The organism is Amycolatopsis plumensis (assembly GCF_042652605.1).
Lineage (GTDB): Bacteria > Actinomycetota > Actinomycetes > Mycobacteriales > Pseudonocardiaceae > Amycolatopsis > Amycolatopsis plumensis.
Genome location: NZ_JBHSJY010000001.1, coordinates 9426058 through 9448637, shown reverse-complemented (window position 1 = coordinate 9448637; position 22580 = coordinate 9426058). Strand labels below are relative to the sequence as shown.

26 protein-coding genes are annotated in these 22580 nt (G+C 71.1%); 9 read left to right on the top strand and 17 right to left on the bottom strand.

The features are described from left to right. Positions 1 to 45 precede the first annotated feature (45 nt). A complete protein-coding gene (locus tag ACFPLC_RS45580; RefSeq protein ID WP_378201718.1) occupies positions 46 to 1050 on the bottom strand; it encodes an RNA polymerase subunit sigma-70 in 1005 nt (334 codons plus the stop codon). 39 nt (positions 1051 to 1089) lie between these two features. On the opposite strand from ACFPLC_RS45580, the gene ACFPLC_RS45575 reads away from it, so the two are divergent. Next, positions 1090 to 1833, top strand: a complete 744-nt coding sequence (locus ACFPLC_RS45575) for an SDR family NAD(P)-dependent oxidoreductase (RefSeq protein ID WP_378201721.1) — start codon at positions 1090 to 1092, stop codon at positions 1831 to 1833. A gap of 208 nt (positions 1834 to 2041) precedes the next feature. Next, on the top strand, positions 2042 to 3265 hold the full coding sequence (locus tag ACFPLC_RS45570; RefSeq protein ID WP_378201724.1) for an LCP family protein: 1224 nt from the start codon (positions 2042 to 2044) through the stop codon (positions 3263 to 3265). 4 nt (positions 3266 to 3269) lie between these two features. Here ACFPLC_RS45570 and ACFPLC_RS45565 read toward each other — a convergent pair whose 3' ends face one another. From ACFPLC_RS45565 to ACFPLC_RS45540, 6 genes are all read right to left on the bottom strand, one after another. After that, entirely contained in the window at positions 3270 to 4466 is a 1197-nt protein-coding gene (locus tag ACFPLC_RS45565) for an acyl-CoA dehydrogenase family protein (RefSeq protein ID WP_378201727.1), read from the bottom strand. 1 nt (position 4467) lies between these two features. Then, entirely contained in the window at positions 4468 to 5373 is a 906-nt protein-coding gene (locus tag ACFPLC_RS45560) for a 3-hydroxyacyl-CoA dehydrogenase NAD-binding domain-containing protein (RefSeq protein ID WP_378201730.1), read from the bottom strand. Further along, the gene (locus ACFPLC_RS45555; RefSeq protein WP_378201733.1) at positions 5370 to 6116 is read right to left on the bottom strand and encodes an acetoacetate decarboxylase; all 747 of its coding nucleotides are present in this window, start codon (positions 6114 to 6116) and stop codon (positions 5370 to 5372) included. Before ACFPLC_RS45555 ends, ACFPLC_RS45560 begins: the two co-directional genes overlap by 4 nt. Next, positions 6113 to 6856: a crotonase/enoyl-CoA hydratase family protein gene (locus ACFPLC_RS45550; protein WP_378201736.1), complete on the bottom strand. Its 744-nt coding sequence runs from the start codon at positions 6854 to 6856 to the stop codon at positions 6113 to 6115. The genes ACFPLC_RS45555 and ACFPLC_RS45550 overlap by 4 nt, the downstream gene beginning before the upstream one ends. A 12-nt stretch (positions 6857 to 6868) precedes the next feature. Next, a complete protein-coding gene (locus tag ACFPLC_RS45545) occupies positions 6869 to 8005 on the bottom strand; it encodes a CaiB/BaiF CoA transferase family protein (protein WP_378201737.1) in 1137 nt (378 codons plus the stop codon). Between the two features lie 119 nt (positions 8006 to 8124). Further along, positions 8125 to 9030, bottom strand: a complete 906-nt coding sequence (locus ACFPLC_RS45540) for a LysR family transcriptional regulator (RefSeq protein WP_378201740.1) — start codon at positions 9028 to 9030, stop codon at positions 8125 to 8127. 273 nt (positions 9031 to 9303) lie between these two features. On the opposite strand from ACFPLC_RS45540, the gene ACFPLC_RS45535 reads away from it, so the two are divergent. Beyond that, entirely contained in the window at positions 9304 to 10599 is a 1296-nt protein-coding gene (locus tag ACFPLC_RS45535; protein ID WP_378236211.1) for an IS256 family transposase, read from the top strand. A 254-nt stretch (positions 10600 to 10853) separates the two neighbouring features. Here ACFPLC_RS45535 and ACFPLC_RS45530 read toward each other — a convergent pair whose 3' ends face one another. Then, entirely contained in the window at positions 10854 to 11396 is a 543-nt protein-coding gene (locus ACFPLC_RS45530; RefSeq protein ID WP_378202519.1) for a TetR/AcrR family transcriptional regulator, read from the bottom strand. A gap of 82 nt (positions 11397 to 11478) precedes the next feature. Here ACFPLC_RS45530 and ACFPLC_RS45525 point away from each other — a divergent pair, with 82 nt between their 5' ends. Then, positions 11479 to 11829, top strand: a complete 351-nt coding sequence (locus ACFPLC_RS45525) for a nuclear transport factor 2 family protein (RefSeq protein WP_378202517.1) — start codon at positions 11479 to 11481, stop codon at positions 11827 to 11829. Here ACFPLC_RS45525 and ACFPLC_RS45520 read toward each other — a convergent pair. The 6 genes from ACFPLC_RS45520 to ACFPLC_RS45495 all read right to left on the bottom strand — a co-directional run bounded on the left by ACFPLC_RS45520 (position 11795) and on the right by ACFPLC_RS45495 (position 16847). Next, positions 11795 to 13159, bottom strand: a complete 1365-nt coding sequence (locus ACFPLC_RS45520) for a HAMP domain-containing sensor histidine kinase (protein ID WP_378202515.1) — start codon at positions 13157 to 13159, stop codon at positions 11795 to 11797. The genes ACFPLC_RS45525 and ACFPLC_RS45520 overlap by 35 nt on opposite strands. Then, positions 13156 to 13842: a response regulator gene (locus ACFPLC_RS45515; RefSeq protein WP_378202513.1), complete on the bottom strand. Its 687-nt coding sequence runs from the start codon at positions 13840 to 13842 to the stop codon at positions 13156 to 13158. Before ACFPLC_RS45515 ends, ACFPLC_RS45520 begins: the two co-directional genes overlap by 4 nt. A 46-nt stretch (positions 13843 to 13888) precedes the next feature. Beyond that, entirely contained in the window at positions 13889 to 14083 is a 195-nt protein-coding gene (locus ACFPLC_RS45510) for a hypothetical protein (protein ID WP_378202510.1), read from the bottom strand. Beyond that, entirely contained in the window at positions 14080 to 14484 is a 405-nt protein-coding gene (locus tag ACFPLC_RS45505; RefSeq protein WP_191314623.1) for a hypothetical protein, read from the bottom strand. Before ACFPLC_RS45505 ends, ACFPLC_RS45510 begins: the two co-directional genes overlap by 4 nt. A 68-nt stretch (positions 14485 to 14552) precedes the next feature. Beyond that, entirely contained in the window at positions 14553 to 16304 is a 1752-nt protein-coding gene (locus tag ACFPLC_RS45500; RefSeq protein ID WP_378202505.1) for a CocE/NonD family hydrolase, read from the bottom strand. A gap of 12 nt (positions 16305 to 16316) precedes the next feature. Then, positions 16317 to 16847 (bottom strand): TetR/AcrR family transcriptional regulator, encoded by a 531-nt coding sequence (locus tag ACFPLC_RS45495; protein WP_378202503.1) that lies wholly within the window; start codon positions 16845 to 16847, stop codon positions 16317 to 16319. Positions 16848 to 16870: 23 nt separating this feature from the next. On the opposite strand from ACFPLC_RS45495, the gene ACFPLC_RS45490 reads away from it, so the two are divergent. The 3 genes from ACFPLC_RS45490 (at position 16871) to ACFPLC_RS45480 (ending at position 18486) form a co-directional block, all read left to right on the top strand. Further along, complete coding sequence (locus ACFPLC_RS45490; protein WP_378202500.1) at positions 16871 to 17293, top strand: SRPBCC family protein; 423 nt, start codon at positions 16871 to 16873, stop codon at positions 17291 to 17293. A gap of 40 nt (positions 17294 to 17333) precedes the next feature. Beyond that, positions 17334 to 17705, top strand: coding sequence for a winged helix-turn-helix transcriptional regulator (locus ACFPLC_RS45485; RefSeq protein ID WP_378202497.1), 372 nt, complete (start codon positions 17334 to 17336; stop codon positions 17703 to 17705). A 73-nt stretch (positions 17706 to 17778) separates the two neighbouring features. Then, positions 17779 to 18486 (top strand): M50 family metallopeptidase, encoded by a 708-nt coding sequence (locus tag ACFPLC_RS45480; RefSeq protein ID WP_378202494.1) that lies wholly within the window; start codon positions 17779 to 17781, stop codon positions 18484 to 18486. On the opposite strand, the gene ACFPLC_RS45475 is transcribed toward ACFPLC_RS45480, so the two are convergent. Together ACFPLC_RS45475 and ACFPLC_RS45470 are read right to left on the bottom strand one after the other, a co-directional pair. Then, the gene (locus ACFPLC_RS45475; protein WP_191314617.1) at positions 18480 to 19133 is read right to left on the bottom strand and encodes a response regulator; all 654 of its coding nucleotides are present in this window, start codon (positions 19131 to 19133) and stop codon (positions 18480 to 18482) included. The genes ACFPLC_RS45480 and ACFPLC_RS45475 overlap by 7 nt on opposite strands. After that, positions 19108 to 20343, bottom strand: a complete 1236-nt coding sequence (locus tag ACFPLC_RS45470; RefSeq protein ID WP_378202491.1) for a sensor histidine kinase — start codon at positions 20341 to 20343, stop codon at positions 19108 to 19110. Before ACFPLC_RS45470 ends, ACFPLC_RS45475 begins: the two co-directional genes overlap by 26 nt. 146 nt (positions 20344 to 20489) lie before the next feature. On the opposite strand from ACFPLC_RS45470, the gene ACFPLC_RS45465 reads away from it, so the two are divergent. Further along, positions 20490 to 21140, top strand: coding sequence for a GOLPH3/VPS74 family protein (locus ACFPLC_RS45465; protein ID WP_378202488.1), 651 nt, complete (start codon positions 20490 to 20492; stop codon positions 21138 to 21140). Positions 21141 to 21159: 19 nt separating this feature from the next. Here ACFPLC_RS45465 and ACFPLC_RS45460 read toward each other — a convergent pair whose 3' ends face one another. Then, positions 21160 to 21756, bottom strand: a complete 597-nt coding sequence (locus tag ACFPLC_RS45460) for a TetR/AcrR family transcriptional regulator (protein ID WP_229903252.1) — start codon at positions 21754 to 21756, stop codon at positions 21160 to 21162. 91 nt (positions 21757 to 21847) lie between these two features. On the opposite strand from ACFPLC_RS45460, the gene ACFPLC_RS45455 reads away from it, so the two are divergent. Further along, positions 21848 to 22345, top strand: coding sequence for a PH domain-containing protein (locus ACFPLC_RS45455; RefSeq protein ID WP_378202485.1), 498 nt, complete (start codon positions 21848 to 21850; stop codon positions 22343 to 22345). The last annotated feature ends 235 nt before the right edge of the window (positions 22346 to 22580 follow it).

Below are 22580 nucleotides of genomic sequence, written 5' to 3'. Positions count from 1 at the left end.
GATTCCGCGTGAATCACCCACCCGGGCTTTTTCTGCGCGCGATATCTATGCGCGGTTTTGCATCTTTTCCCCGGGCGCGTGCTCTCCCGGCCACGTCTCCGGCAGGCCCCACGCCGCCGCCGTGGCCGACTCGAACGCGGCCATCGCCGTGATCAGCCCGTCCTCGATCGTGAGCAGCGTGACCCCGAACCACCGGTGATCGTGCTCTCCCGGGCGCCGCAGGTAAGTGGCCACCGCCGGCTGGCGATTGGCGCGCACCGGCCGCATCCGGAACCGCCCGACGCAGTCCGGCGACGCCGGGTCCAGTGAGAACGAGAGCGCTCGGGCGATCGACGCGCGGTTGCCGAACCACAACGTGTACGGCGGCATGATCGCCTCGGCGTCTTCGTGCAGCAGCTGGGCCACCGCGGACACGTCGCCGGCCTCGTACGCGGCGATGAACCGCTTGAGCAGCGCCGTTTCCTCAGCCGTCGGGTCGCCGACCGTCCACTCGGCACGCCGCGCGGGCAACCGCTCACGCAACGTCGCCCGAGCCCGCTGGAGCGCGCTGTTGGCCGACGCCACGCTCGTCTCCAGCGACGCCGCCGTCTCCTTCGCCGACCAGCCGAGCACGTCCCGCAGGATCAACGCCGCCCGCTGGCGCGGCGGCAGGTACTGGACGGCGGCGAGGTAGGCCAGCTCGATGGTCTCCCGCTCGACGACGGCGTCGTCCGGGCCCGCGCTCTCGAGCAGCCGGTCCGGGTACGGCTCGAGCCACGGCAGGTCGGCGGCCTCGATCGGGCCGACCGGCTCCCCGGCCGGGCCGAGCTGGTCGGGCAGCACGCGCCGCGGACGGCGGGCGAGCACGTCGAGACACGCGTTCGTCGCGATCCGGTAGAGCCAGGTGCGCACGCTCGCCCGGCCCTCGAACCCGTCGCGGCCCTTCCACGCGCGCAGGAACGTCTCCTGCGTGAGGTCTTCGGCGTCGGCCAGGGAACCGAGCATCCGGTAGCAGTGCACCTGGATCTCGCGGCGGTGCTGTTCGACGAGCGTCTCGAAGTCCTGACCCACCCCGGCACGCTAGCGCACCCGGGCTGGGACACTGCTCGGGTGAGCGGAACGGTATTGGTGCTCGGCGGACGCAGCGAAATCGGCCTGGCCGTGGCGAAACGCCTGGTCAGCGGGGACGTCCGGCGGTTCGTGCTGGCCGCGCGGCCGGGTGCGGACCTGACCGCGGAGGTCGCCGCGCTGCGCGAGGCCGGTGCCGAGACGGTCGAAACGGCCGAGTTCGACGCCGACGACCTCGCCGCGCACGAGTCCTTCCTGGAGAAGGTGGCGGCCGAGCACGGACCGCTCGAGACCGTCGTGCTCGCCTTCGGCATCCTCGGCGACCAGGCGCGGGCGGAGCGCGACGCCGCGCACGCCGCCGCGATCGTGCACACCGACTACGTCGCCCAGGTCGGCGTGCTGACCCACGCGGCGAACCTGCTGCGCGCGCAGGGGCACGGCCGGCTCGTGGTGTTCTCCTCGGTGGCCGGGGTGCGGGTGCGCCGCGCGAACTACGTCTACGGCTCGGCGAAGGCCGGCCTCGACGGCTTCGCGAGCGGCCTCGCCGACGCCTTGCACGGCTCCGGTGTCCGGCTGCTGCTCGTCCGACCCGGGTTCGTCATCGGCCGGATGACCGAAGGCATGCCGCCGGCGCCGTTCTCCAGCACCCCGGATCAGGTGGCCGAGGCGACCGTGGCCGCGTTGCGCCGCGGCCGCGGGGTCGTCTGGGTGCCGGGGATACTCCGTCCGGTCTTCTTCGCCATGCGCCTCCTGCCGCGCGCGATCTGGCGCAAACTGCCGCGGTGACGCGATTGCGCGGACCACTGTGGCTGGCGCCACAGCACTTTCCCGTGCGCGTGTCCTCACCGTGCGTGCAAAATCGGGCCAGGCGCGGCGATTCCGCTCGGCCGATCGGCTAGCGTCACAGGTTTCCGACAACTTTCTCAGCTGATTCCCAGCTAACGCGGTGATCCTCGAAGAAGGGGATCCACCACAGGGAAGCAAGGGGAAAGCCGTGCTGTTGTCGTCGCGGGGGCACCGGATCGGCCGCCGGGTCGCGCTCGGCGTCGTCTCGACGGCGGTGCTCGGCGCCACCGGCTACCTGTGGACGCAGCTGAGCACCCTCGACGCCGGCATCGTCACCGCCGACGTCATCCCGCCGGCCGCGCAGGTCGACACCGACGACACCCCGGCCGGTGAGCCGCTGAAGGTCGCCCAGAACATCCTGCTCGTCGGGATCGACGCGCGGACCGACGCGTACGGCAACCCGTTGCCACAGAACGTGCTCGACGCGCTCCACGCCGGTGGCGGCGACGACGGCGGCGACACCACCGACACGATGATCGTCGTCCACATCCCGGCCGGCGGTGCCGCGGCCACCGCGATCTCGATCCCGCGCGATTCCTATGTGGACATCGCGGGCGGGTACGGCAAGCACAAGATCAACTCGGCCTACAGCCGCGGCAAGAACGCCGCGATGTCCGGTCTGCGCGCCCAGGGGCTCTCCGGCGCGCAGCTGGAGGTGGCGGCGAACGAGGCCGGCGCGAAGACGGCGATCCAGACCGTCGAGAAGTTCACCGGACTGACGATCAACCACTACGCGGCGATCAACCTCGCGGGCTTCGACGCGCTGTCGCAGGCCGTCGGCGGCGTCGAGGTCTGCCTCAAGGCGCCGGTGCACGACAGCTACTCCGGCGCGGATTTCCCGGCCGGTCCCCAGACGCTGTCCGGGTCGCAGGCGCTCGCCTTCGTCCGCCAGCGCCACGGGCTGGCCAACGGCGACCTCGACCGCATCGCGCGGCAGCAGGCGTTCCTGTCGGGGATGGCGAAGAAGGTGCTGAGCGCGGGCACGTTCACCGACCCGGCGAAGCTGGGCTCGCTGGTCGGCGCGGTGCAGGGTTCCGTGGTGCTGGACAGGGGGTGGGACATCCTGAGCTTCGCCCAGCAGCTGCGGGGGATGACCTCGGGCGCGATCGCGTTCGCCACCATCCCGGTGCAGAGCCTTTCGCTGGCCACGCCGTCCGACGGCGACGCGGTCAAGGTCGACCCGGCGCAGGTCCAGCAGTTCGTCCGCACGGCGATCAGCACCGCGGCGGTCCAGGCTTCGGGCGACGACACCCCCGGCGGCGTGAAGCCGGTGGCCGCCACCGGCACGAAGGCGCCGGGCGCTTCGGACACTTCGAGCAGTTCGGACACGAAACAGCCGGCGGCCAGTGCGGCCGCCGGCTGCGTGAACTAGAGAATCACACGAAGGCGCTCTGCCCGGTGATCGCCTTGCCGACGATCAGGGTGTTCATCTCCCGCGTGCCCTCGAAGGAGTAGATCGCCTCGGCGTCGGCGAAGAACCGCGCGACGTCGTAGTCGAGCACGATCCCGTTGCCGCCGAAGATCTCCCGGCTCCAGGCGACCACCTCGCGCATCCGCGCGGTGACGAACGCCTTGGCCAGCGACGAGTGCTCGTCCTGGAAGATCCCCGCGTCCTGCAGCCGGGCGAGCTGCACCAGCATGCCCCAGGAGGCGGTGATGTTGCCGAGGCTCTTCACCAGCAGGTCCTGCACCAGCTGGAAGCGGGCGATCGGACGGCCGAACTGCTTGCGCTCCTTGGCGTAGTCCAGCGCGAGCTCGTAGGCGCCGATCATCACGCCCAGTGCCTGCCAGGCCACGCCGCCGCGGGTGGCGCGCAGGATCTCGGCGACGTCGCGGAAGGAGTTGATGCCCTGCAGGCGGTTCTGCTCCGGCACCCGGACGTCGGTCAGGGTGATTTCGGCGTTTTCGACGATCCGGAAGGCCGTCTTGCCCTGGATCTTCTCCGCCACGAAGCCCGGGGTGCCCTTCTCGACGACGAAGCCCTTGACGTGGTTGTCGTCGAGGTCCCGCGCCCACACCACGACGTAGTCGGCGAAGGTCGCGTTGCCGATCCACTTCTTGGCGCCGTTGAGGACCCAAGAATCGCCATCACGCTTCGCGGTGGTGCGCATGCCGCCCGCGACGTCGGACCCGCCGAGCGGCTCGGTCATCGCGAACGCGCCGATCTTGTCCATCGCGGCCATCTCCGGGAGCCAGCGATCACGCTGCTCCTGGCTGCCGCCGCTGTAGATCGAGTACATCGCGAGTCCGTTGTGGACACCGAAGAAGGTTGCCACCGACGCGTCCGTGCGGCTCATCTCCATCGCCATCATGCCGGTGAGCAGGTGGCTGACCTCGGGCTTGTGGTCGCCGTAGCCCTCGTAGGGCAGGCCCGCGAGACCGCTGTCGCGGAACATCCCGATGAGTTCCTTCGGGAAGGTGCCGGCTTCCCAGTTCTCGTTCACCAGCGGCTTGACCTCGGTGCGCATGAAGTCGCGGGCCTTCACCAGCAGCTTGCGCTCTTCGTCGCTCAGCAGCGTCTCGTAGTTGTAGAAGTCGGCGGTCAGCTGGCCTTCGAGTGCTTCCATGGTCATGTCAGTTCTCCTCCAATGCCTTCAGGACAGCGAGCTGCTTGCGGTCGCGCGTCTCGGCGAGTTCCGAGTACGTGGAGGAGCCGTAAGCCTTTTCGACAGCTTCGATGAGCTGTTCCTGCTCTTCGGGGCTCTGGCTGGGGTTGCCCAGGCCGGCCCACATCTTCTTCATGGACTTGCCGATGTGCTCGGCCATGTGCCGGTAGCCACCGGGGCCACCGCCCAGGTGCGAGCCGAGGAACGGCCCCACCGTGGCCCAGCGGATGCCGAGCGAGTTCGTGATCACCTTGTCGAGGTCCTCGGGCGTGACGACTCCCTGCTCGACGAGGTAGATCGCCTCGCGGCTCAGCGCGTTCTGCAGCCGGTTGCCGACGAACCCGGGGATTTCCTTGCGTTCCACGACCGGCGTGCGGCCGAGGAAGGTGTAGAAGTCGACGGCCTGCTGCACGGACTCGTCGCTGGTGCGCTCGCCGGGGACGACCTCGACCAGCGGGATCAGGTGCGGCGGGTTGAACGGGTGTCCGATGAGGACACGCGATCCGTCGATCTCTTCGGTGAACGCCGTCGAGGGGATGGCGCTCGACGAGCTCAGCAGCAGCGCGTGCTCCGGCGCTTCTTCGGACAGCTGCTTGAACAGGGCCTTCTTGAACTCGACGTTCTCGGGTCCGTTCTCCTGCACGACATCCGCGTCTCGCACGGCTTCGGTGACGTCGGCGGCGATCTGCACGCGGCTCGCCAGTTCGGCGGCGGTGGTGCCGAGGTGCGGGGCGAACTGGGCCAGCGCCTGCGAGACGGCCTCGGCGAGGTCGGGGCGGGGGTCGGTGACCCGGACGGTCAGGCCGTGGTGGGCGAACAGCGCCGTCCAGGACAGGCCGATGGTGCCGGCGCCGATGACTGCGGCGTTCTTCATGCCCGGTCTCCCTTCAGGTAGTCGAAGACCGGCTTGACCGGGGCGAGCGTCAGGTCGGTGAGGATGTGGCTCGCGGAGACGACCTCCAGCACCGGCAGGTCGGCCAGCGGGGCGAGGACGTGCTGGAACAGCTGCAGCCGCGCGGGACCGGTGTAGGCCTCCTTGACCACGACGTCGGTGATCTCGGTGCGGACCAGCTCCTGCACGCGCGGGGCACCGTCGTAGCCGGGGATCGTCTTGAGCATGAACGTCGGGACCGTGATCTGGCGTTCGGCCTCGCGGGCGTCCAGCTCGTGGTGCTTGTAGCCCATGGTCGCCGTGGCCACCCGCAGTGTCCCGTAGTCGAGCGTGCCCACGAGCACGCCGTTGTCGACATAGAGATCCGGGCTGCCGACGGTCTTCGGGTACGCGCTGACCTCGCGCCCGGACGCGGTGGCCGGGAAGTTGTCGAGGTACATCGCGTGCAGGTACTCGCCGCGCTCGCCGTCGAAGCCGACCTCGATCGCCTGACCGGACTCGGTGTACGGGCCGTAGCCGGAGACGTCGCCCATCTTCATGACTTCGAAGCGCACCAACGGTCCTTCGACCCGCAGCGGCTCCGGGACGACCGCGCGCAGGGCGTCGGCGTCGGTGCGGTAGACGATGTTGAGGTACTCGCGGTTCGTGAACCGCGGGACGACGGGCGCGAACGCCGGGGCGGTCAGCGGGGTCGTCACGTGACGGCGGACTTCTTCGATCTTCATTCGCCTGTCCACTTCGGAGCGCGGCGCTCGGCGAAGGCGGTCATGCCCTCGCGGACGTCCTTGGACTGCATGAGGTTCTTGATTTCTTCGCGCTGTGCGGCTGCCGGATCCGCGGCGCGCACGATCTTCTTGACGGCGGCGAGGGCCAGGGGCGCGTTCTCCGCCAGCTTCTCGGCGAGGCCGACCGCGACGGCGGCGGCGTCACCGGGCGCGGTCACGCGGTTGACCAGGCCCAGCTCGCCCGCGCGGCGGCCGGTGACCGGCTCGCCGGTGAACAGGAACTCCATCGCGAGGTGGTGGGGGATCCGCTTCGGCAGCCGGATCACGCCGCCGCCCGCGGCGATCAGGCCGCGCTTGACCTCGGGGAGGCCGAACTGGGCGTCTTCCGCGGCGACGATCAGGTCGCAGCCCAGGGCCAGTTCGAACCCGCCGCCCATGGCGAACCCTTCGACCGCGGCGATCAGCGGCTTGGACAGCTCGGCTTCGGTCAGGCCGCCGAACCCGCGGCCCGGGATCTCCGGCGACTCGCCCTGGAGCGCGGCCTTGAGGTCCATGCCGGCGCTGAAGGTGTTCTCGGCGCCGGTGAGGACGCCGGCGCGGAGAGCGGGGTCGCTCTCGAGTTCGTCGAGAGCGGCGGCCAGCTGGGCCGCGACGGCGGCGTTGACCGCGTTGCGGGCCTGGGGCCGGTCGATCGTGATCAGCAGGGTGCTGCCGATCCGTTCGGTGCGTACTTCGGTCATGATCTGCTTCTTTCAGAGTTCGGCGAGGACTTCGGCGGTGTCCTGGCCGGCCAGCGGGGCCAGGCGGCGGATCGAGCCGGGCGTCGCGGAGAACTTCACCGGGATGCCGACCGTGCGGATGGTGCCCTCGCTCGGGTGCTCGACGGTGTCCAGCAGGTGGCCGTCGCGGACGTACGGGTCTTCGTGGGCGTTGTCCAGCTCCAGCACCGGGGCCATCGGGATGCTGTGCTTGGCGCACACCTCGGCCCACTCCTCGGTGGTCAGCGCGGGGGCGCAGGCCGCGATCTGCTCGGTCAGCCACTCGTTGTCGGCGCGGTTGATGGCGTCGCCGTTCACGCGCGGGTCCTCGGCGAGGTCCGGGCGCTCGGCCGCGGCGAAGAAGTCGCGGAAGTTCTGCGGGTTGTAGGGGATGACGCAGGCGAGGCCGTCCTTGGTGCGGACCGCGGCGTGGCCCTTCGTCATCGACAGCGCGAAGCCGGTGGGGCTCTCGGCCGGCTCGAAGGTGTGCCCGGCGAGGTGCTCGACGAGGTTGAACGCGATCAGCGTGTCGGTCATCGGGATCTCGATCTGCTGGCCCTGGCCGGTCTTGTCCCGGTGGACCAGCGCGGCGAGCACGCTGTAGGCGATGGTCAGCGACGAGACCTTGTCACCGATGATCGTCGGCAGGTAGACCGGCTCGCCGAGCGCCCGGTTGGCCACGTCGACCAGGCCGGAGGAGGCCTGCACGGTCTCGTCGTAGGCGGCGTTCCCGGCGCGGTCGGAGTCACTGCGGAAACCCTGCGCGTGGGCGTAGACCAGGCGCGGGTTGCGCGCGGCGACGTCGGCGTAGTTCAGGCCGAGGCGGGCCAGCGCGCCGGGGCGCATGTTGGTGATCAGCACGTCGGCCGTGTCGATCAGCTTGAGGGCCCGCTCGCGCTCGGACTCGTCCTTGAGGTTGAGGGCCACGCTGCGCTTGTTGCGGTTGACGTTGAGGTTCAGTGCCGTCATGCCCGGCGTGGTGCGGTACTCGCCCACCCGCACGGTGTCCGCGGGGGACTCGATCTTGATCACGTCGGCGCCCAGGTCGCCCAGGATCTGGGCCGCGTACGGGCCCATGACCACGGTCGAGAGGTCGATCACGCGCACGCCGTCCAGCGGTCCGGTCGTCATCTTTTCCGTCCTTTCGCGCCTTGGATGTTTCGCTCTACTTACGAACGTAGGCGTGTGCGGCGTGAAAGGGAATGATCATGATGCGAACAATGGTATGACTCTGACGGTCATACAATTTCCTAGGTGCTGAGCGGCGTCGCGAAGATCTCTCGCGCGGCGGTGACCAGCTCGCGCAGGTCGCCGTCGGTGCGATCGCGCCGCCAGAGCAGGCCGGTGTCCAGCTGGGGGCGGAAATCCGTGAAGGGGAGCACGGTGACGTTGTCGAGCCGGTAGCCGTGCATCGGGCTCTTGGCGTCGAGCATGGAAATGGAAAAGGCTTCGCCGCTGGAGATGATTTCCGACGTGCCGCCGTAGCCGGTGTTCGTCAGCCTGATGCGTTTCTTGACGCCGAGTTCGCTCAATTGGTGGTCCAGCTGGTCGAAATAGGCGGGCGTGATTTCCTCGGGGGAGGCCACGTACGGGAAGTCGGCGAGTTCGGCGAGGCTGACGGAGTCCCGCCCGGCGAACAGGTCGGCGGGCACCACGGCGCCGAGCCGTTCGGTCATCACGGGCAGCTGTTCCAGCGCGGGATCGGTGACCGGCAGCCGGGCCAGGGTGAGCGCCAGCTTGCCGTCGTGCACGCCCTGCACGAGATCGGCGGTGGTGCCGGGCCAGCGCTTGAGCTCGTACCGTTGCTTGACGCGTTCGGCGAGGGCGTTGACGCGTTCCCGCAGGTCGGGGTGCACGCCGGCGGGCATGCCGAGAAAGAGCGTGCTCCGCTGCGGCCGCGTCGCCTCGGCCAGCTTCCACGGAATGGCGCTGACCTGCTCGAGCACGTCCCGCGCGAGCGGAAGCAGCGCGGCCCCGGCGTCGGTGAGGGTGACGTGGTGCGTGCTGCGGTCGAACAACTGCTGCCCGAGTTCGTGCTCCAGGTCCTTGATCCGCTGGCTGAGCGGCGACGCGGCCATGTGCAGCTTCCGCGCGGCCGCGGAGAAGTTCAACTCCTCGGCGACCGCAACGAAATAACGCAGGTGCAGCATCTCCATACCCCGACCCTAACCACCCGACCCTCCAGGTACGCAGCCCGACGCCCCAGGCACGCACCCCGACCCTCCAGGTACGCGAGATGCCCCTCCAATCACGAGTGATGCCCCCTCAATCACGAGTGATGCCCCCTCAATCACGCGAGATACCCCTCCAGTCACGCGAGTTACGCGCCCAATCACGCGAGTCCCGGCCTCGATCAGGGACTGTTCCAGGATCGGTGTTTCCGGCCCGACACGCCGGGCCGAGGTCCGGCGGGATGGGCACTGTGAGTGATGACATCGGACCTTGTGAGTCCACGCAAACGCGACCGGAAGCCGGCGCAGGAGCTGTCGCCGGAGCAGGCCGCCGCGGCCGCGATGGTAGCCGAGGCCAAGGCCCGCGGTCTGGCGTTGACCGGCCCGGACGGCCTGCTGAAACTCTTCACCAAGAACGTGCTGGAAACCGCCCTCAACGAAGAGATGACCGAACACCTCGGCCATGAGAAGAACCAGGCCAACCCGGATCGCGAGTCGACGAACGTGCGCAACGGTACCCGGCCGAAAACGGTGATATCCGACGCCGCTGGCGAGGTGCGGATCGAGGTGCCGCGGGACCGGGAGAGCACATTCGAGCCACAGATCGTGAAGAAACGGCAACGGCGGCTCACCGAAGTGGACGAGATCGTGCTGTCGCTGTATGCGAAAGGAATGACCACCGGCGAGATATCCGCGCACTTCGCCGAAATCTACGGATCCTCGGTCAGCAAGGAAACGATCTCACGGATCACCGACAAGGTCGTCGCCGAGATGCAGGAATGGTCCAACCGTCCCCTCGATACGGCGTATGCGGCGGTGTTCATCGACGCCATCTATGTCAAGGTCCGCGACGGCCAGGTCGCCAACCGGCCCGTCTACGCCGCCATCGGCGTCACCATCGACGGTCACAAGGACGTCCTGGGCCTGTGGATGGGCACCGGCAGCGAGGGCGCGAAGTTCTGGATGAGCGTGCTGATCGACCTGAAGAACCGCGGCATCCGGGACGTGTTCTTCCTCGTCTGCGACGGCCTCAAGGGCCTGCCCGAGGTGGTGACGAACGTGTGGCCGAAAACTATTGTGCAGACCTGCATCGTCCACCTCATTCGCAACACGTTCCGGCTCGTGTCCCGCCGGGACTGGGAGGCGGTGAAACGCGACATCAAACCCATCTACACCGCACCCAGCCCGGACGCCGCCGCGGTCGCTCTCGACGAATTTGAGGAGAAATGGGGGGCGAAGCATGGAGCGGTGATTCGTTTGTGGCGCAACGCTTGGAATGAGTTCACGCCGTTCCTTGACTATGACGTCGAGATCCGGACGATGATCTGCTCCACGAACGCGATCGAATCATTGAACGCCCGTTACCGGCGGGCAGTCCGTGCACGAGGGCACTTCCCGACCGAGCAGGCCGCGATGAAGTGCCTGTACCTTGTGACCCGCAGCCTGGACCCGACCGGGACAGGCCGCGCCCGGTGGACGATGCGTTGGAAGCCAGTGATCAACGCGTTCGCCATCACGTTCGGTGACCGCTGGCCGGGAGCCGAAACCTACTGATCAACAACGCCGGAAACACCGATCACGGGATAGACCCCGCGTACCCGGTTGGACGATTCGCGTTCCCGGAGGGTCGGTCTGCGTACCTGGAGGGTCGGCTTGCGTACCGGAAGGGTCGGTTGGCGTGAGTGGAGGCCGAGCTGGCGTGATTGGAGGCGGAACTCGCGTGATTGGGGGCGGAACTCGTGTGATCCGCCGGGTATCTCGTGTGATTGGGCGGGCATCACGTGTGATTGGCGGGGCATCACTCGTGATCAGGGGGGTGAGACGCTGCGGCGGACCAGGTTCAGGAGGCGGGGGGTGCGGGCCGGGACGTTGGCGAGGGCGACGCCCGTGGCCAGCAGGAGGAGGTCCAGCGGGTCGGTGTCGGGGGCGATGGCGCCGGCGGCCTTCGCGCGGTCGACGAGGGCGGCGGCGGTCTCGTTGACCGTCGAGTGCCAGTGGGCGAAGAGGGTCTCGTGGTCGCCGGCCGGGGTGGTCAGGGACAACGCGAGGTCGCGCTTGGTCCGGACGTGCTCGACGAACGCCGTCAGCCAGGCGAACAGCTCCGCGCCGGGGTCGGCCGCGTCGAGACGCGCCGCCGAAATCAGCGAAGCGACTTCGCCCGCGTACACCGCGATGACCAGCTCGCGACGGCTGGGGAAGTGCCGGTACATCGTCGCGTTGCCGATGCCCGCGCGCCGGGCGATCCGGTCCAGCGGGGCGTCGGGCCCCTCTTCGGTGAACACCTCGCGCGCCGCCGCCAGCAGGAGCGCGCGGTTGTCCCGGGCGTCGGACCGGCGGGCTCGTGCGGGCATCCGTGCTCCTTGCCAAGCGGGGAGTTCCCCGGTTAGCCTAGCGACATCTAACCGGGGAACTCCCCACTTAATGGAGGCGCCGATGACCCCGTCCGAAGTCCACGCGCGGCTGGTCGAGCTCTGGACGGCCGGACGCTTCGAGGAAGGCCTGCGCTACATCGACCCCGACGTCGTCGACCACCGCGGCGGCAGCGCCGGCGACCACCACGGCATCGACGCCTGGCGCGCGAAGTGGGACCAGAAGGCCGACGTCACGGTGAAGATCGAGCAGAACGTCACCGAAGGCGAGTTCTCGGTGAACCGCTACACCAGCTCCGGCCCCGGTTACGCCGTCACCAGCATGGACATGATCCGGGTCCGCGACGACCGGGTCGTCGAGCACTGGGCCCTCATGGACGTCACCGCGCGGGCGGCGCAGCTGAGGGGAACGTGAGGGTGAACGCCGCGCCGCCTTCCGGGGCCGGGCCGGCCGTCAGCGTCCCGCCCATCCGGGTGACCAGGGCGTGGACCAGCGCCAGCCCGATCCCGGAGCCGACCGGACGGCGGTCGCGGTAACGCGCGTTCAGCACCCCTCGCTCGAACGCCACCGGGTAGTCCTCGGGCGCCAAGCCGGGACCGCCGTCCCGGACGGCCAGCGAAGCCGACGAATCGGACACCGACAGTGAGAACACCATCGGCGCACCGGAAGGCGTGACGCGCAAAGCGTTCTCCGCCAGCCCGTCGACCACCTGACGCAGCCGCCGCGCGTCCGCCACCACGAAAACCGGCGCCGACGGCACCGAAACCGACAGCCGGACGTCCTCACCCGCGCACCGCAGCTGCCACACCTCCGCGCAGTCGCGCACCAGCGCGGCCAGGTCCAGCGGAGCCGGGTCCAGCCGGAACTCGTCCGCCCCCAGCCGGGCCAGCTCCAGCAGATCCTCGACCAGCCGCGAAAGCCGCGCCGCCTCCCGCTGGATCGTCTGCCCGGCCCGGACGGCGTCGGGCCCCGACGCGACGCCGTCCGCGATCGCCTCGGCGAAGCCCGTCACCGCCGTCAGCGGCGTCCGCAGCTCGTGCGACACCGACAGCAGGAACTCCCGCTGCCGTGCCTCGCTGACGGCCAGCGCGTCGGCCAGCGCGTTCAGCGACCCCGCCACCTCCGCCACCTCCCGCGGTCCCTGCACCGGCACCCGCACGTCCCGCCGTCCCGCCCGCAGCGAGCCCGCGGCCAGTGCGGCCCGGCGCAGCGGACGGCCCAGCAGCCGCCCCGAGACGAAGCCCGCGACCGCCGCCACCAGCAGGCCGATCCCCAACGCCAGCAGGATGTTGCGCACCAGCGCGCGTTGCGTCGCTTGCGCGTTCCGCGCGGGCAGGACCAGCGCGAACGCCGCCCCGCGCGCGCCGACCACCCGCGTCTCGACCAGGTACTGCGACCCCGCGACCGTGACGCGCCCCGAGTGGTCCGCCGCCAGCCCGAGCTTCCCGGCGGCCTGCACGGCGACGGCGTCCCCGAGTGCCTGCCCGCCCGCGCGGCGGACCACCACCGAGATGCCCTGCCCGCGCACGACGTCGGCGACCTTGCCCACGCCCAGCCGGTTGCCGATGCCCGTTTCGTCCAATTGCGACGCCACCACGTCGGCCTGCGCGGCCAGTGACGACTGCAGCGCGTTGTCCGCCGTCGTCCGGATCAGCCGGGCCCCGACGAGCCCCGCCACGATCACCGCCACCCCGGCCACCGCCAGGCAGACCAGGGTGATCCGGCCGGCCAAGGTGCCTCTCATGCCGGGTCCGCCGCGTACCCGATGCCCCGGACCGTCCGGATCGGACTCGACGCCCCCAGTTTCGCCCGCAGCTGCGCCACGTGGACGTCCACCGTCCGCGTGCCCGCCGCCGCGGCGTACCCCCAGACGGCGCTGAGCAGCTGGTCGCGCGAAAGCACCTGCCCCGGGTGCCGGAGCAGGTGCGTCAGCAGGTCGAACTCGGTCGACGTCAGGGAAACCTCGACGTCGCCCGCCCACGCCCGGCGGCTGGTGAGATCCACCCGTGCGCCGCCGACGGTCAACACCGACGCGGCCGGGGCCGCCCCGGAGGCGCGGCGCAGCACGGTCCGGACCCGGGCCGCGAGCTCGCGCGGGCTGAACGGCTTGGTGAGGTAGTCGTCCGCGCCGATCTCCAGGCCCAGCAAGCGGTCCAGCTCGTCGTCGCGGGCGGTGACGAACAGCACCGGCGTCCAGTCCCCGGCCGCGCGCAGTGCCTTGCAGATCTCGATGCCGTCCATTCCGGACAGTCCGATGTCGAGCACGATCGCCACCGGCTTGAGGCGCCGGACGGCGTCGAGGGCCCGGCCGCCGTCGGCCTCGACGTGCACGCCGAAGCCGTCGCGCTTGAGGTAGAGCGCCGCCAGCTCGGCGATCGCGGCCTCGTCCTCGACCACGAGGACGAGGCCGCGTCCCGGTGACCCCATACCTGCTCCCGTCTCCGCCGGACTTCAGAGGGGAGACGCTAGCCGGTCAGGGCGAGCCATCGCTGTTCATGTCGGATTCGATGCCGTTCAGCGTCGACTCGATCCCGCTCAGCTCGGAAGACGGCGAAACCGGCGACGTCGACGGAGCCGGCGAGCCCATCAGGTTGTCGCGGCACGCCGAACAGCCGAGCGTGATGAGCGCGGCGGCCCCGACCGCCGCCGCGACCCTCGCGCCCCTCACTTGGCCGGCTTGCAGTGCGCGGCCGCGAAGGCGTCCAGCTTCTGCTTGGCCGTGTTCAGCTCGCCGATGCGGCCCTGCCGCTTGGTGGCGCGCTGGTCCAGCTGGTCGGCGCGCGCGGTGTGCCCGGCCGCCCGCTGGTCGGCCGCCCGCGCCTTGAGGTTGGCGACCGAGCCCTTGATCTCGGGACCGCCGTTGATCCGCTTCTCCAGGTTGGCGGCGCGCTTCTGCAGCTTCGGCACCCAGTCCCCGCAGACCTGCTGCGACTCCTCGGGGCTGAGCGTGATCGGCGCGACCGGCGCCGGTGACGTGGTCTGGGCCGACGCCAGCGGCGCCGCCACCAGCAGGCAGGCCGCGCTCGCCCCGCCCGCCAGCGCCAGCCGGGTCCAGGTGGTTCCTCGCATCGTCTCTCCTCGTCGGTGTTCCGGGTACGAGGAGAACTTTGGCCGGGTGGTGTTCGGAGGGCGTCCGCCTAGTGTTCGGGCTTTGTAAGGCCGACGGTGACCGACATCCGCGCGAGGTCGAACGTCAGCGTTTCGCCGAAGTCCGGCAGCGCGGGGTCGAACAGCAGCCCGTCGGTGCCGCCGAGCAGCAGCCCGAGCCGGTGCCCGGCCGGGACGACGTGGTCGAGCGCGGTGAGGGCGAACGTCATCGTGTAGGGCCGTCCGGGCACCAGGGGTTCGCCGTGCCGCAGCGACGCGTGGTGCCCGAGGTCGGCCCAGCCGGCCGCGACGATCCGGTGGTCCACCCCGACCACGTCGGCGACCGTGTCGAGGAAGCACGCGCTGTCACCGCCGGTGCTCGAGCCCCAGCACGACCGCGTGGCCAGGTTCTTGACCCCGCTGCCGTATTCGGCGGTGTTGCGCAGCTCGGCCGGCCCGTAGTCGACGAGCGCGACCCCGAGCCGGGCGGCGGTCTTGTCCGACGCCGCCGTGATCGTCACCGACGGCGACCCGGCGATCCGCACCGGCGCCGGCAGGGGCGCCCCGGTGAACTTCGCCGCCGACACCCCGGCCGCCCACTGCTCGCGCGTGACGGCGGGGTCGTCGGCCACGGTGGCCGTTCCGGATCCGCGCAGGCCCAGCGTGCCGTCGCTCGCCGGGCGGAACGTCGCCGGGACCGTGGCGGGCGGCCAGCTCCGGACGTCGGTCCACCGGTCCGGCGCGGTCTCGAGGTGCACGGCGGCCTCGCGCTCGATGCCGTTGCGCAGGCCGAGCAGCCAGCGGTCGAACCAGCGGTGCAGCGTCTCGACCCACTGCGCGCGCTGCAGGTCGAACGGGTCGGTGTGGCCGGCCTGGCTCAGCCACGCCTTGCGCGGGACGCCGGCCCGGCCCAGGGCGTCCCAGTAGCGGGCGAACTGGTTCGGTGCCACGACCCAGTCCCCGAAGCCTTGCGCGATGAACACGCTCGCCTGCCCGGCGCGCGGCACGTAGTTCACGCTCTCCCAGTACGCGTTGTAGTCGCCGTTCGTGCCCGCGCGCGCCTTCTGCTCGGCGTCGAACGGCCGGCACAGCTCCGCCGCGCGCTCGTTGTAGGTGAAGGGCGACCCGGTGTTCTCCGGCGTGGCGAAGGGCGCGCCGTTGCCGATGACCTGGGCGTAGTTGTCCGCGACGCCTTCGATCGGCACGATCGTCTTCAGCCCCGCGACGCCCGAGGCGGCCATCCCGATCGCGGCGGCGCCGTCCTGCGACTTGCCGATCGCGCCGACGTCCCCGGTCGCCCAGGCGGCCGAAACCGGACGGCCGCCGTCGGGGGCGTCGAAGGCCTTCGCCCGGCCGTTCAGCCAGTTCACCACCGCGATGCCGGACGCGACGTCGTCGAAGCAGCCGGACGAGCGGTTCGTCCCGCCGACGTCGGCCAGCACGACGGCGTACCCGCGCGGCACGAAGTAGTTGTCGTAGAACAGCGGGAACTGCTGCGGCGTGCCGTCCGGCGCGTACGTCTTCTTCTGCGATTCGTTGCCACGCCCGCAGCACGCGTAGTACGGGCTGACGTCGAGGATCACCGGGACGCGCACCCGCGCGTCCGGCCGGATGACGTCGGCGGCGATCCGGTCGGGCCTGCCGTCGTGGTCGTTGTCCGTGCCGGTCTCCACCCACGCCGTCTCGCGGATCGCGTCCGCGTAGGAATAGGTCGGGCGGCTCTCCGCAGGCGATGCGGAAGCCGTCGGCGTGAGCGCCGAAGTCGTGAGCAGTGCGGCCAAGAACCCCAGTACCAGTCGCATTCCGACAGGGGATCACGGTTTTTCGTAGAGCGCCAGGAACTTCTCCATCGCGGCGTCGACGGCTTCGCGGTCGCCGGTCGTGACGAGGTCGAGCAGCAGCCCGCGCGCCACGGCGAGGCCGAGCCGGGCGTGGGCCGGCCGGTCGGCTTCCGGGACGCCGAGCCGGCCGAGCCGGGCTTCGATCGGGCCGAGCCAGTCTTCGATCACGCCGTCGAGGAACTCCGCGGTGCCCGGGGTGCCGCCGAGGGCCTGGCCGTAGAGCTGGAAGAACAGCTTTTCGTTGGCGCGCAGGTCGTCGTCGGTGAGCCGGCGCCAGAAGTCCGCCGGGTCCAGGCCATCGAGCGCGGCGCGCTGGCGGGCCTCGACCTCCCGCGCCACCGCCGTGAGCAGGCCTTCCTTGGAGCCGAAGTGGTAGATCAGCATGCGGTGGCTGGTGCCGAGGTCGGCGGCGAGCGCCCGCAGGCTCCGGTCGGCCCCGCCGTGGTGGGCGATGTGGTCGATCGCCGCGTCGAGCAGCTGGGCGCGCGGGCTTGCGTCGATCATGTACCAGATGGTACACGTACCAAATGGTACAACGCATTTCGGTTCACGTCCGGTCGGCGGCCCCGGCCGATGCCGTGTACAAGCTGCTGCGAGACGGCGCGAGCTGGCCGACGTGGTCGCCGCTGGGGTCGTTCGAGCTGGTCCGCGAAGGAGAGGGAGAGCCGGAAGGTCTCGGTGCGGTCCGGCTGTTCAAGACCAACGGCATCAGCTCGTACGAAAAGATCGTCGCGCTGGAGCCCGGCCGCCGGTTCGGTTACTCGCTGGAGCGCGGCCTGCCGCTGCGGGACTACGTCGCCTACGTCGACCTCACGCCCCGCGACGGCGGCACCGACATCCACTGGCACTCGACGTTCACCCCGAAGATCCCCGGCACGGGCTGGTTCTACCGGCGGTTCCTCGGCTCCTTCGTCAAGAAGGTGGCCGCCGGGCTGGCCGCCACCGCCTGATCGGCGTGTTACTCTCCCCGGGAGAGTGAGGAGGCACGCCGTGGGGCCCGATCCGTACGACCGCAACTGCCCGACCCGCCAGCTGCTCGACCGGATCGGCGACCAGTGGACGGTGCTGATCGTCGGCGCCCTCTCCGGCGGTCCTCTGCGGTTCACCGAGCTCGGTCGCCGGGTGGACGGGATCTCCCAGAAGGTGCTGACGCAGACGCTGCGCAGCCTGGTCCGCGACGGCATCCTCACCCGCACGGCGTACCCGACGATCCCGCCGAAAGTCGAGTACGAGCTCACCGCGCTGGGGCGCAACCTGTCCGAGCCCCTGGACATGCTGGACCGCTGGGCCCGGCAGCACATGTCCTTGGTCCAGGAGGCCCGGGACGCCTACGACGCGGAGCACACGCCCGCGTCGGCGTAGCGCCGGTGGACAGCTCCTGGACAATCCGTCCCGGTACGGGTTCCGCCGGCCCGTCCGCAGGGACACTGTCGCGGTGCTCAACGAGACCGTCCCCGCGCCGGGCGGGGGAGTCGTCGTCCTCACCGCGTTGTTCGCCATCGCGGTGTCGCTGACTACGGTCGTCACGGCGCCCAACGGGCGGCGGAGCCTGCTGCGCAACGCGAACGTCCTGGCTACGCTGTTCCACGAAGGCGGCCACGCGGCGATGGCCCTGCTGATGGGCGGAAACGTCTCCCGCATCAAGATCGAAGACGCCGAAGGCGGCTTCACCGCGTTCGGCGGCAATGTCGGCTTCGCCAGAGTCCTGGTCTACGCCGCCGGCTACGCGATGCCGCCACTGGCCGGTCTGGGCGCGGCCGCCCTGCTGCACCGCGGGCACGTCCAAGCCGTGCTCGTGCTGACCCTCGTCGCGATGGTGTTCCTCCTGCTGCTCGCCCGGGACCTGCGGACCTTGATCATGATCATCCTGGTGGGGGCGGTCGTGTACGCGGCCCTGCGCCATGCCCCGGCCTGGCTCCGCACCGCCATCGCCTACGCCGAAGCCTGGCTGCTGCTGATCAGTGAACTCGGCGGCGTGCGGATCCTGGTCGTCAACCGCAAGCGGAACGGGTACAAGGACTTGAAGGACGACGCCGCCAAGCTGGCCAAGCAGACCAAAATGCCGTCACCGCTGTGGATCGGCGGGTGGTTCCTGCTCAACGGCTGGGCGATCTGGCACGCCGCGCCGCTGCTGTTTCACTGACGGGCGACCAGCCCCGCCTCGTGGGCCAGTAGTCCCGCCTGGGTCCGGTTCGCGCAGTCCAGCTTGACGAGCATCCGCGAGACGTAGCTCTTCACCGTGGCCTCGGCCAGGTGCAGCCGGGTGGCGATGTCCGCATTGGACAGTCCTTCGCCGAGGCAGGCCAGCACGTCCCGCTCGCGTTCGGTGAGGCCCGCGATGCGGCGGCGCGCGTCTTCGCCGCGTTCGCGGCCGTCCGCGGACAGCGCCACCAGCCGGCGGGCGGCCGACGGCGAGAGCACCGTGTGGCCGTCCGCCGCCACCCGGACCAGGCCGATCAGGTCCTGCGGGGGCGTCGATTTCACCAGGAAGCCCGCCGCGCCCGCGCGCAGCGCCCGGATGACGTAGGTGTCCGCGTCGAAGGTCGTCAGGGCGACCACCGCCGGTGGCTCCGGCAACGCCGTGATGCGGGCGATCGCCGTCAGCCCGTCCACGCCCGGCATCCGCAGGTCCATCAGCACCACCCGCGGCCGGTGCCGGATCACGGCCTCGACGGCTTCGGCGCCGTCGCCGGCCTGGGCGACGACCTCGATGTCGTCCGCCGAACCCAGGATCGTGCGCAGGTGCGCGCAGACCATCGGCTCGTCATCGACCACGAGCACCGGGATCACAGTGCGTGCCTTCCGCCGTCGGGACGTAGGCGGGCAGTATCGCACCGACCCGGAACCCGCCGCCGGGTCGCGGGCCCGCGTCGAACCGCCCGCCGACCAGTTCGACGCGCTGCCGCAGGCCGGCCAGGCCCGCGCCGGAGCCGCTGCCCGCCAGCGCCGGGTCGGGCGGGTGCGCCGCCGCCGTGCTGTCGACCGAGACGTCCAAACCGCCCGCGTGGTAGCGCAGGGACACCGTCGCCGACCCGCCCGGCGCGTGCTTGCGCACGTTCGTCAGCGCCTCCTGCACGAGCCGGTACGCGGTGCGCGCGACGGTCGGCGACACCTGCGCCGGATCGCCGTCCACCATCAGGTCCGTCACCACCCCGACCGACCGGGACTCCTCGACCAGCCGGGCCGGGTCACCGGGCTCCTCCGGGCTGAGCGTCCGCGGCCCGGTTTCGGCGCCGTTGCGCAGCACACCGACCAGGTCACGCAGTTCGTCCAGGGCCAGCGCGCCTTCCCGGCGGATGTCCTCGGCCGCCGTCCGCGCGGCCGGGTCCGCCGACGTCACGCCGAGCGCGCCGGCGTGCAGCACCATCAGGCTGAGCCGGTGCGTGACGACGTCGTGCATCTCGCCCGCGAGCCGCCGCCGTTCCGCCGCCCGGGCCTGCTCGGCGAGCAGGTGCTGTTCGCGCTCGGCGCGTTCCGCCCGGTCGCGCAGGGACTGCAGCAGCTGCCGCCGGGTCTGGAAGTACAGCGAGGCCAGCGCCGGCAACGCCGTGTTGAGCAGGCCGAACGGCGTGATCGCCCAGGTTGGCGGCCAGGGCCGTGCGGCGATCACGGCCAGGACGCCGGCCACCAGCAGCACGCTCCGCCGGTCCAGGACGCGCGCGGCCTGGGACAGGACCACCGGGGTGATCGTCGGCACGGTCGTCAGCGCGAGCGGGTGGAGCGGCATGAGCAAGCCGGGCGCGAAGGTGTCGGCCGCGAGCATCGCGACCGCCGCCGCGGTGAGGAACGCGCACACCGGGCCGGGGAAGCGGAACAGCAGCACCAGGCTGAGGTCGCAGGCGATCTGCAGGACCAGTCCGGCGGCCGGGCCCCACGCGCCGGTCGTCCGGTCGCCGAGGGCGTAGAGCAGGACGTTCATCCCGGTGAACACCAGGGCCGCGAAGATCAGCCAGCAGGCGTCGGAGCGGCTCGGCCACAGCGGCCGCCGGGCAGGGGTCACGCGGTCACGGTAACCGCTGCCGCGGGCCGCTGCCCCCAATGCGCAACTTTGGTTGCGCCCGCTCGTGCGGGCGCGCAACGTTCGTCGTCGCGATCACCCTCGTCGTCCGGTTCCGCCCGCGGGGTGGTCCGCGGTGGACTGGGGGTATGAGCGAGCTTTCCCTCCCCGCCCGGGCGTACCTCCTGGCGTGCGACACCGTGCGCGACCGGCTGCCGGACCGGGAGCGCGTGGCGCTGCTGGTGCGCGCGGCCGCGCTGACGGACCTGGTGCTGCGCGGCCGGATCACCGACGACGACGGCCGTCCGGCGGTGACCGGCACCGGCGGCACCGGCCACCTGGTGCTCGACGACCTGCTCGCCGAGCTCGCCGCCGACCCGCACCGGAAGTGGGGTGCCCGGGTGCGCCGCGGAGCGCGCGGGACGCTGCAGTCGCTGGAAGCCCAGCTCGACGCGGCGGGCGTGATCACGCTGCGGACCTCCCGCGTGCTGGGGCTGTTCCCGCGCCGGCGGCCGGAGGTCCGCGAGCCCGCGGCGGCGGCCGCGCTCCGCGACGAGGTGCGGGCGGCGGTGCGGAGTGAGGCCCCGGTGTCGCCGGACGTCGCGGCCCTGACGTCGCTGGCCGCGGCGGTCGAGCTGGGCGCGGTGCTCCCGCGCGCCGAGCGCCGCCGCCACCGCGACCGGCTCGCGCGGCTGGCCGAGCAGGCGGGTGCCGCGGTGCCCGCCCTGCGCAAGGTGATCCGCGAGCTCCGCGCCGCCCGCACGGCGGCGATCTCCGCGGCCTCCGGAGGCGGCGGCTGACCGTCCGGACGACCCGGGGTCAGGGGGTGAAGAGGCGGTCGAGGTAGTAGTCCACTGTGGAGATCGCCTCGGCCGGGGTGCGGTGGCCCATCAGGATTTCCGAGCCCTGGGAGTCCGCGATCGCCCACAGCAGGGCCGCCTCGGTCGCCGGATCGGCCGACGCGGCGACGTCACCCGCCTCCTGGGCCTGGCGGACCTGGTCGGCGAAGAACTCCAGGAGTTCGGGCATGCCCTCGCCGAAGGCCTTCGCCATCGCCGGATCCGCCACGGCGCGGATGAAGTACGCGACGCCGATGAGGAAGTCGGCCTCGCTGCCGGGGTCGCGCGGCAGGATCTCCACCAGGCACGCGCGGAGGATCGACCGCGGCGTCGGCGGACCCTCGGCCAGCACCTTCGCGGTGATCCGTTCACTGCGCAGCTTGTGGCGGTGCTCGAGGGCGTACCGCAGCATTTCGTCCTTCGTCTTGAAGTAGTGCTGCACCGACCCCATGGACATGCCCGCTTCGGCCGCGACCTGGCGCAGGCTGACGCCTTCCAGCCCGGCGCGCGTGGTCAGCCGTTGCAGCGCCTCGGCGATCTGCACCCGGCGCTGCTCGTGGTCCACCTGTTTCGGCACGTCCGCTCCCGTTGTCATGCGATCGCATTGCGAAACCCGGGCTCCGCCGTTACGATGCGATCGCATTGTAAAACAACTTCGGGGGGAACCGGTGGAGACCGGAGAACTACGGCTGCGGCCGCCGCGCCACGCACTCGACCGCCGCGCGATCGCCTGGTGGCGCACGCAAGGAGCGCTGGTGTTCGGGCCGGTCGCGCTCGTGCTCGCCGCCCTCGGCCTGCTGATCCCGCCGGCCGCGGTCTGGCTGCTGGTGCCGGCCGCGGTGGTCGCGGTGCTGGGGGTGGCCTGGTGCGCGGTCCTGCCGGGCTGGTGGTTCGGCCTGCACCGCTGGGAGGTCACCGAGACGGCGGTCTACGTGCGCTCGGGGTTCCTGTGGCAGGAGTGGCGGGTGGTGCCGCTGTCCCGCATCCAGACGGTCGACACGCTGCGCGGCCCGCTCGAGCAGCACTTCGGCCTGGCGACGATCACGGTGACCACGGCCTCGGCTCGCGGCGCGGTTCGCCTCCGCGGCTTGGATGCTCAGGTTGCGGCGGACGTGGCGGAGCAATTGACGGAACGCACGGACGCCACCCCGGGGGACGCGACGTGAGGGGCGGGCACGGGCTCGGCTCCGGCGGCGCGTGGGCTGATGGTGGTGAGTGCCCACCCGACCCCAACGCCACCGCACCCCGCTGGCGCCGCCTCGACCAGCGCACTCTCGCCGTCACCGCGGTCCTTATGACCGGCGTCGCCGTCTCCGCCGGTACCCCGATCGCCATCGGCACCCGCTCTCTATGGCTCCTCCCGGCCGCCGCGCTGCTGATCCGAACGCATCCGCACCGCCG

Bases quoted from the DNA above. Each gene is read 5' to 3' on its own strand.
- ACFPLC_RS45565 (WP_378201727.1), bottom strand. From the start codon at position 4,466: ATGACCATGGAAGCACTCGAAGGCCAGCTGACCGCCGACTTCTACAAC.
- ACFPLC_RS45560 (WP_378201730.1), bottom strand. From the start codon at position 5,373: ATGAAGAACGCCGCAGTCATCGGCGCCGGCACCATCGGCCTGTCCTGG.
- ACFPLC_RS45555 (WP_378201733.1), bottom strand. From the start codon at position 6,116: ATGAAGATCGAAGAAGTCCGCCGTCACGTGACGACCCCGCTGACCGCC.
- ACFPLC_RS45550 (WP_378201736.1), bottom strand. From the start codon at position 6,856: ATGACCGAAGTACGCACCGAACGGATCGGCAGCACCCTGCTGATCACG.
- ACFPLC_RS45545 (WP_378201737.1), bottom strand. From the start codon at position 8,005: ATGACGACCGGACCGCTGGACGGCGTGCGCGTGATCGACCTCTCGACC.
- ACFPLC_RS45540 (WP_378201740.1), bottom strand. From the start codon at position 9,030: ATGGAGATGCTGCACCTGCGTTATTTCGTTGCGGTCGCCGAGGAGTTG.
- ACFPLC_RS45535 (WP_378236211.1), top strand. From the start codon at position 9,304: ATGACATCGGACCTTGTGAGTCCACGCAAACGCGACCGGAAGCCGGCG.
- ACFPLC_RS45530 (WP_378202519.1), bottom strand. From the start codon at position 11,396: ATGCCCGCACGAGCCCGCCGGTCCGACGCCCGGGACAACCGCGCGCTC.
- ACFPLC_RS45525 (WP_378202517.1), top strand. From the start codon at position 11,479: ATGACCCCGTCCGAAGTCCACGCGCGGCTGGTCGAGCTCTGGACGGCC.
- ACFPLC_RS45520 (WP_378202515.1), bottom strand. From the start codon at position 13,159: ATGAGAGGCACCTTGGCCGGCCGGATCACCCTGGTCTGCCTGGCGGTG.
- ACFPLC_RS45515 (WP_378202513.1), bottom strand. From the start codon at position 13,842: ATGGGGTCACCGGGACGCGGCCTCGTCCTCGTGGTCGAGGACGAGGCC.
- ACFPLC_RS45505 (WP_191314623.1), bottom strand. From the start codon at position 14,484: ATGCGAGGAACCACCTGGACCCGGCTGGCGCTGGCGGGCGGGGCGAGC.
- ACFPLC_RS45500 (WP_378202505.1), bottom strand. From the start codon at position 16,304: ATGCGACTGGTACTGGGGTTCTTGGCCGCACTGCTCACGACTTCGGCG.
- ACFPLC_RS45495 (WP_378202503.1), bottom strand. From the start codon at position 16,847: ATGATCGACGCAAGCCCGCGCGCCCAGCTGCTCGACGCGGCGATCGAC.
- ACFPLC_RS45490 (WP_378202500.1), top strand. From the start codon at position 16,871: ATGGTACAACGCATTTCGGTTCACGTCCGGTCGGCGGCCCCGGCCGAT.
- ACFPLC_RS45465 (WP_378202488.1), top strand. From the start codon at position 20,490: ATGAGCGAGCTTTCCCTCCCCGCCCGGGCGTACCTCCTGGCGTGCGAC.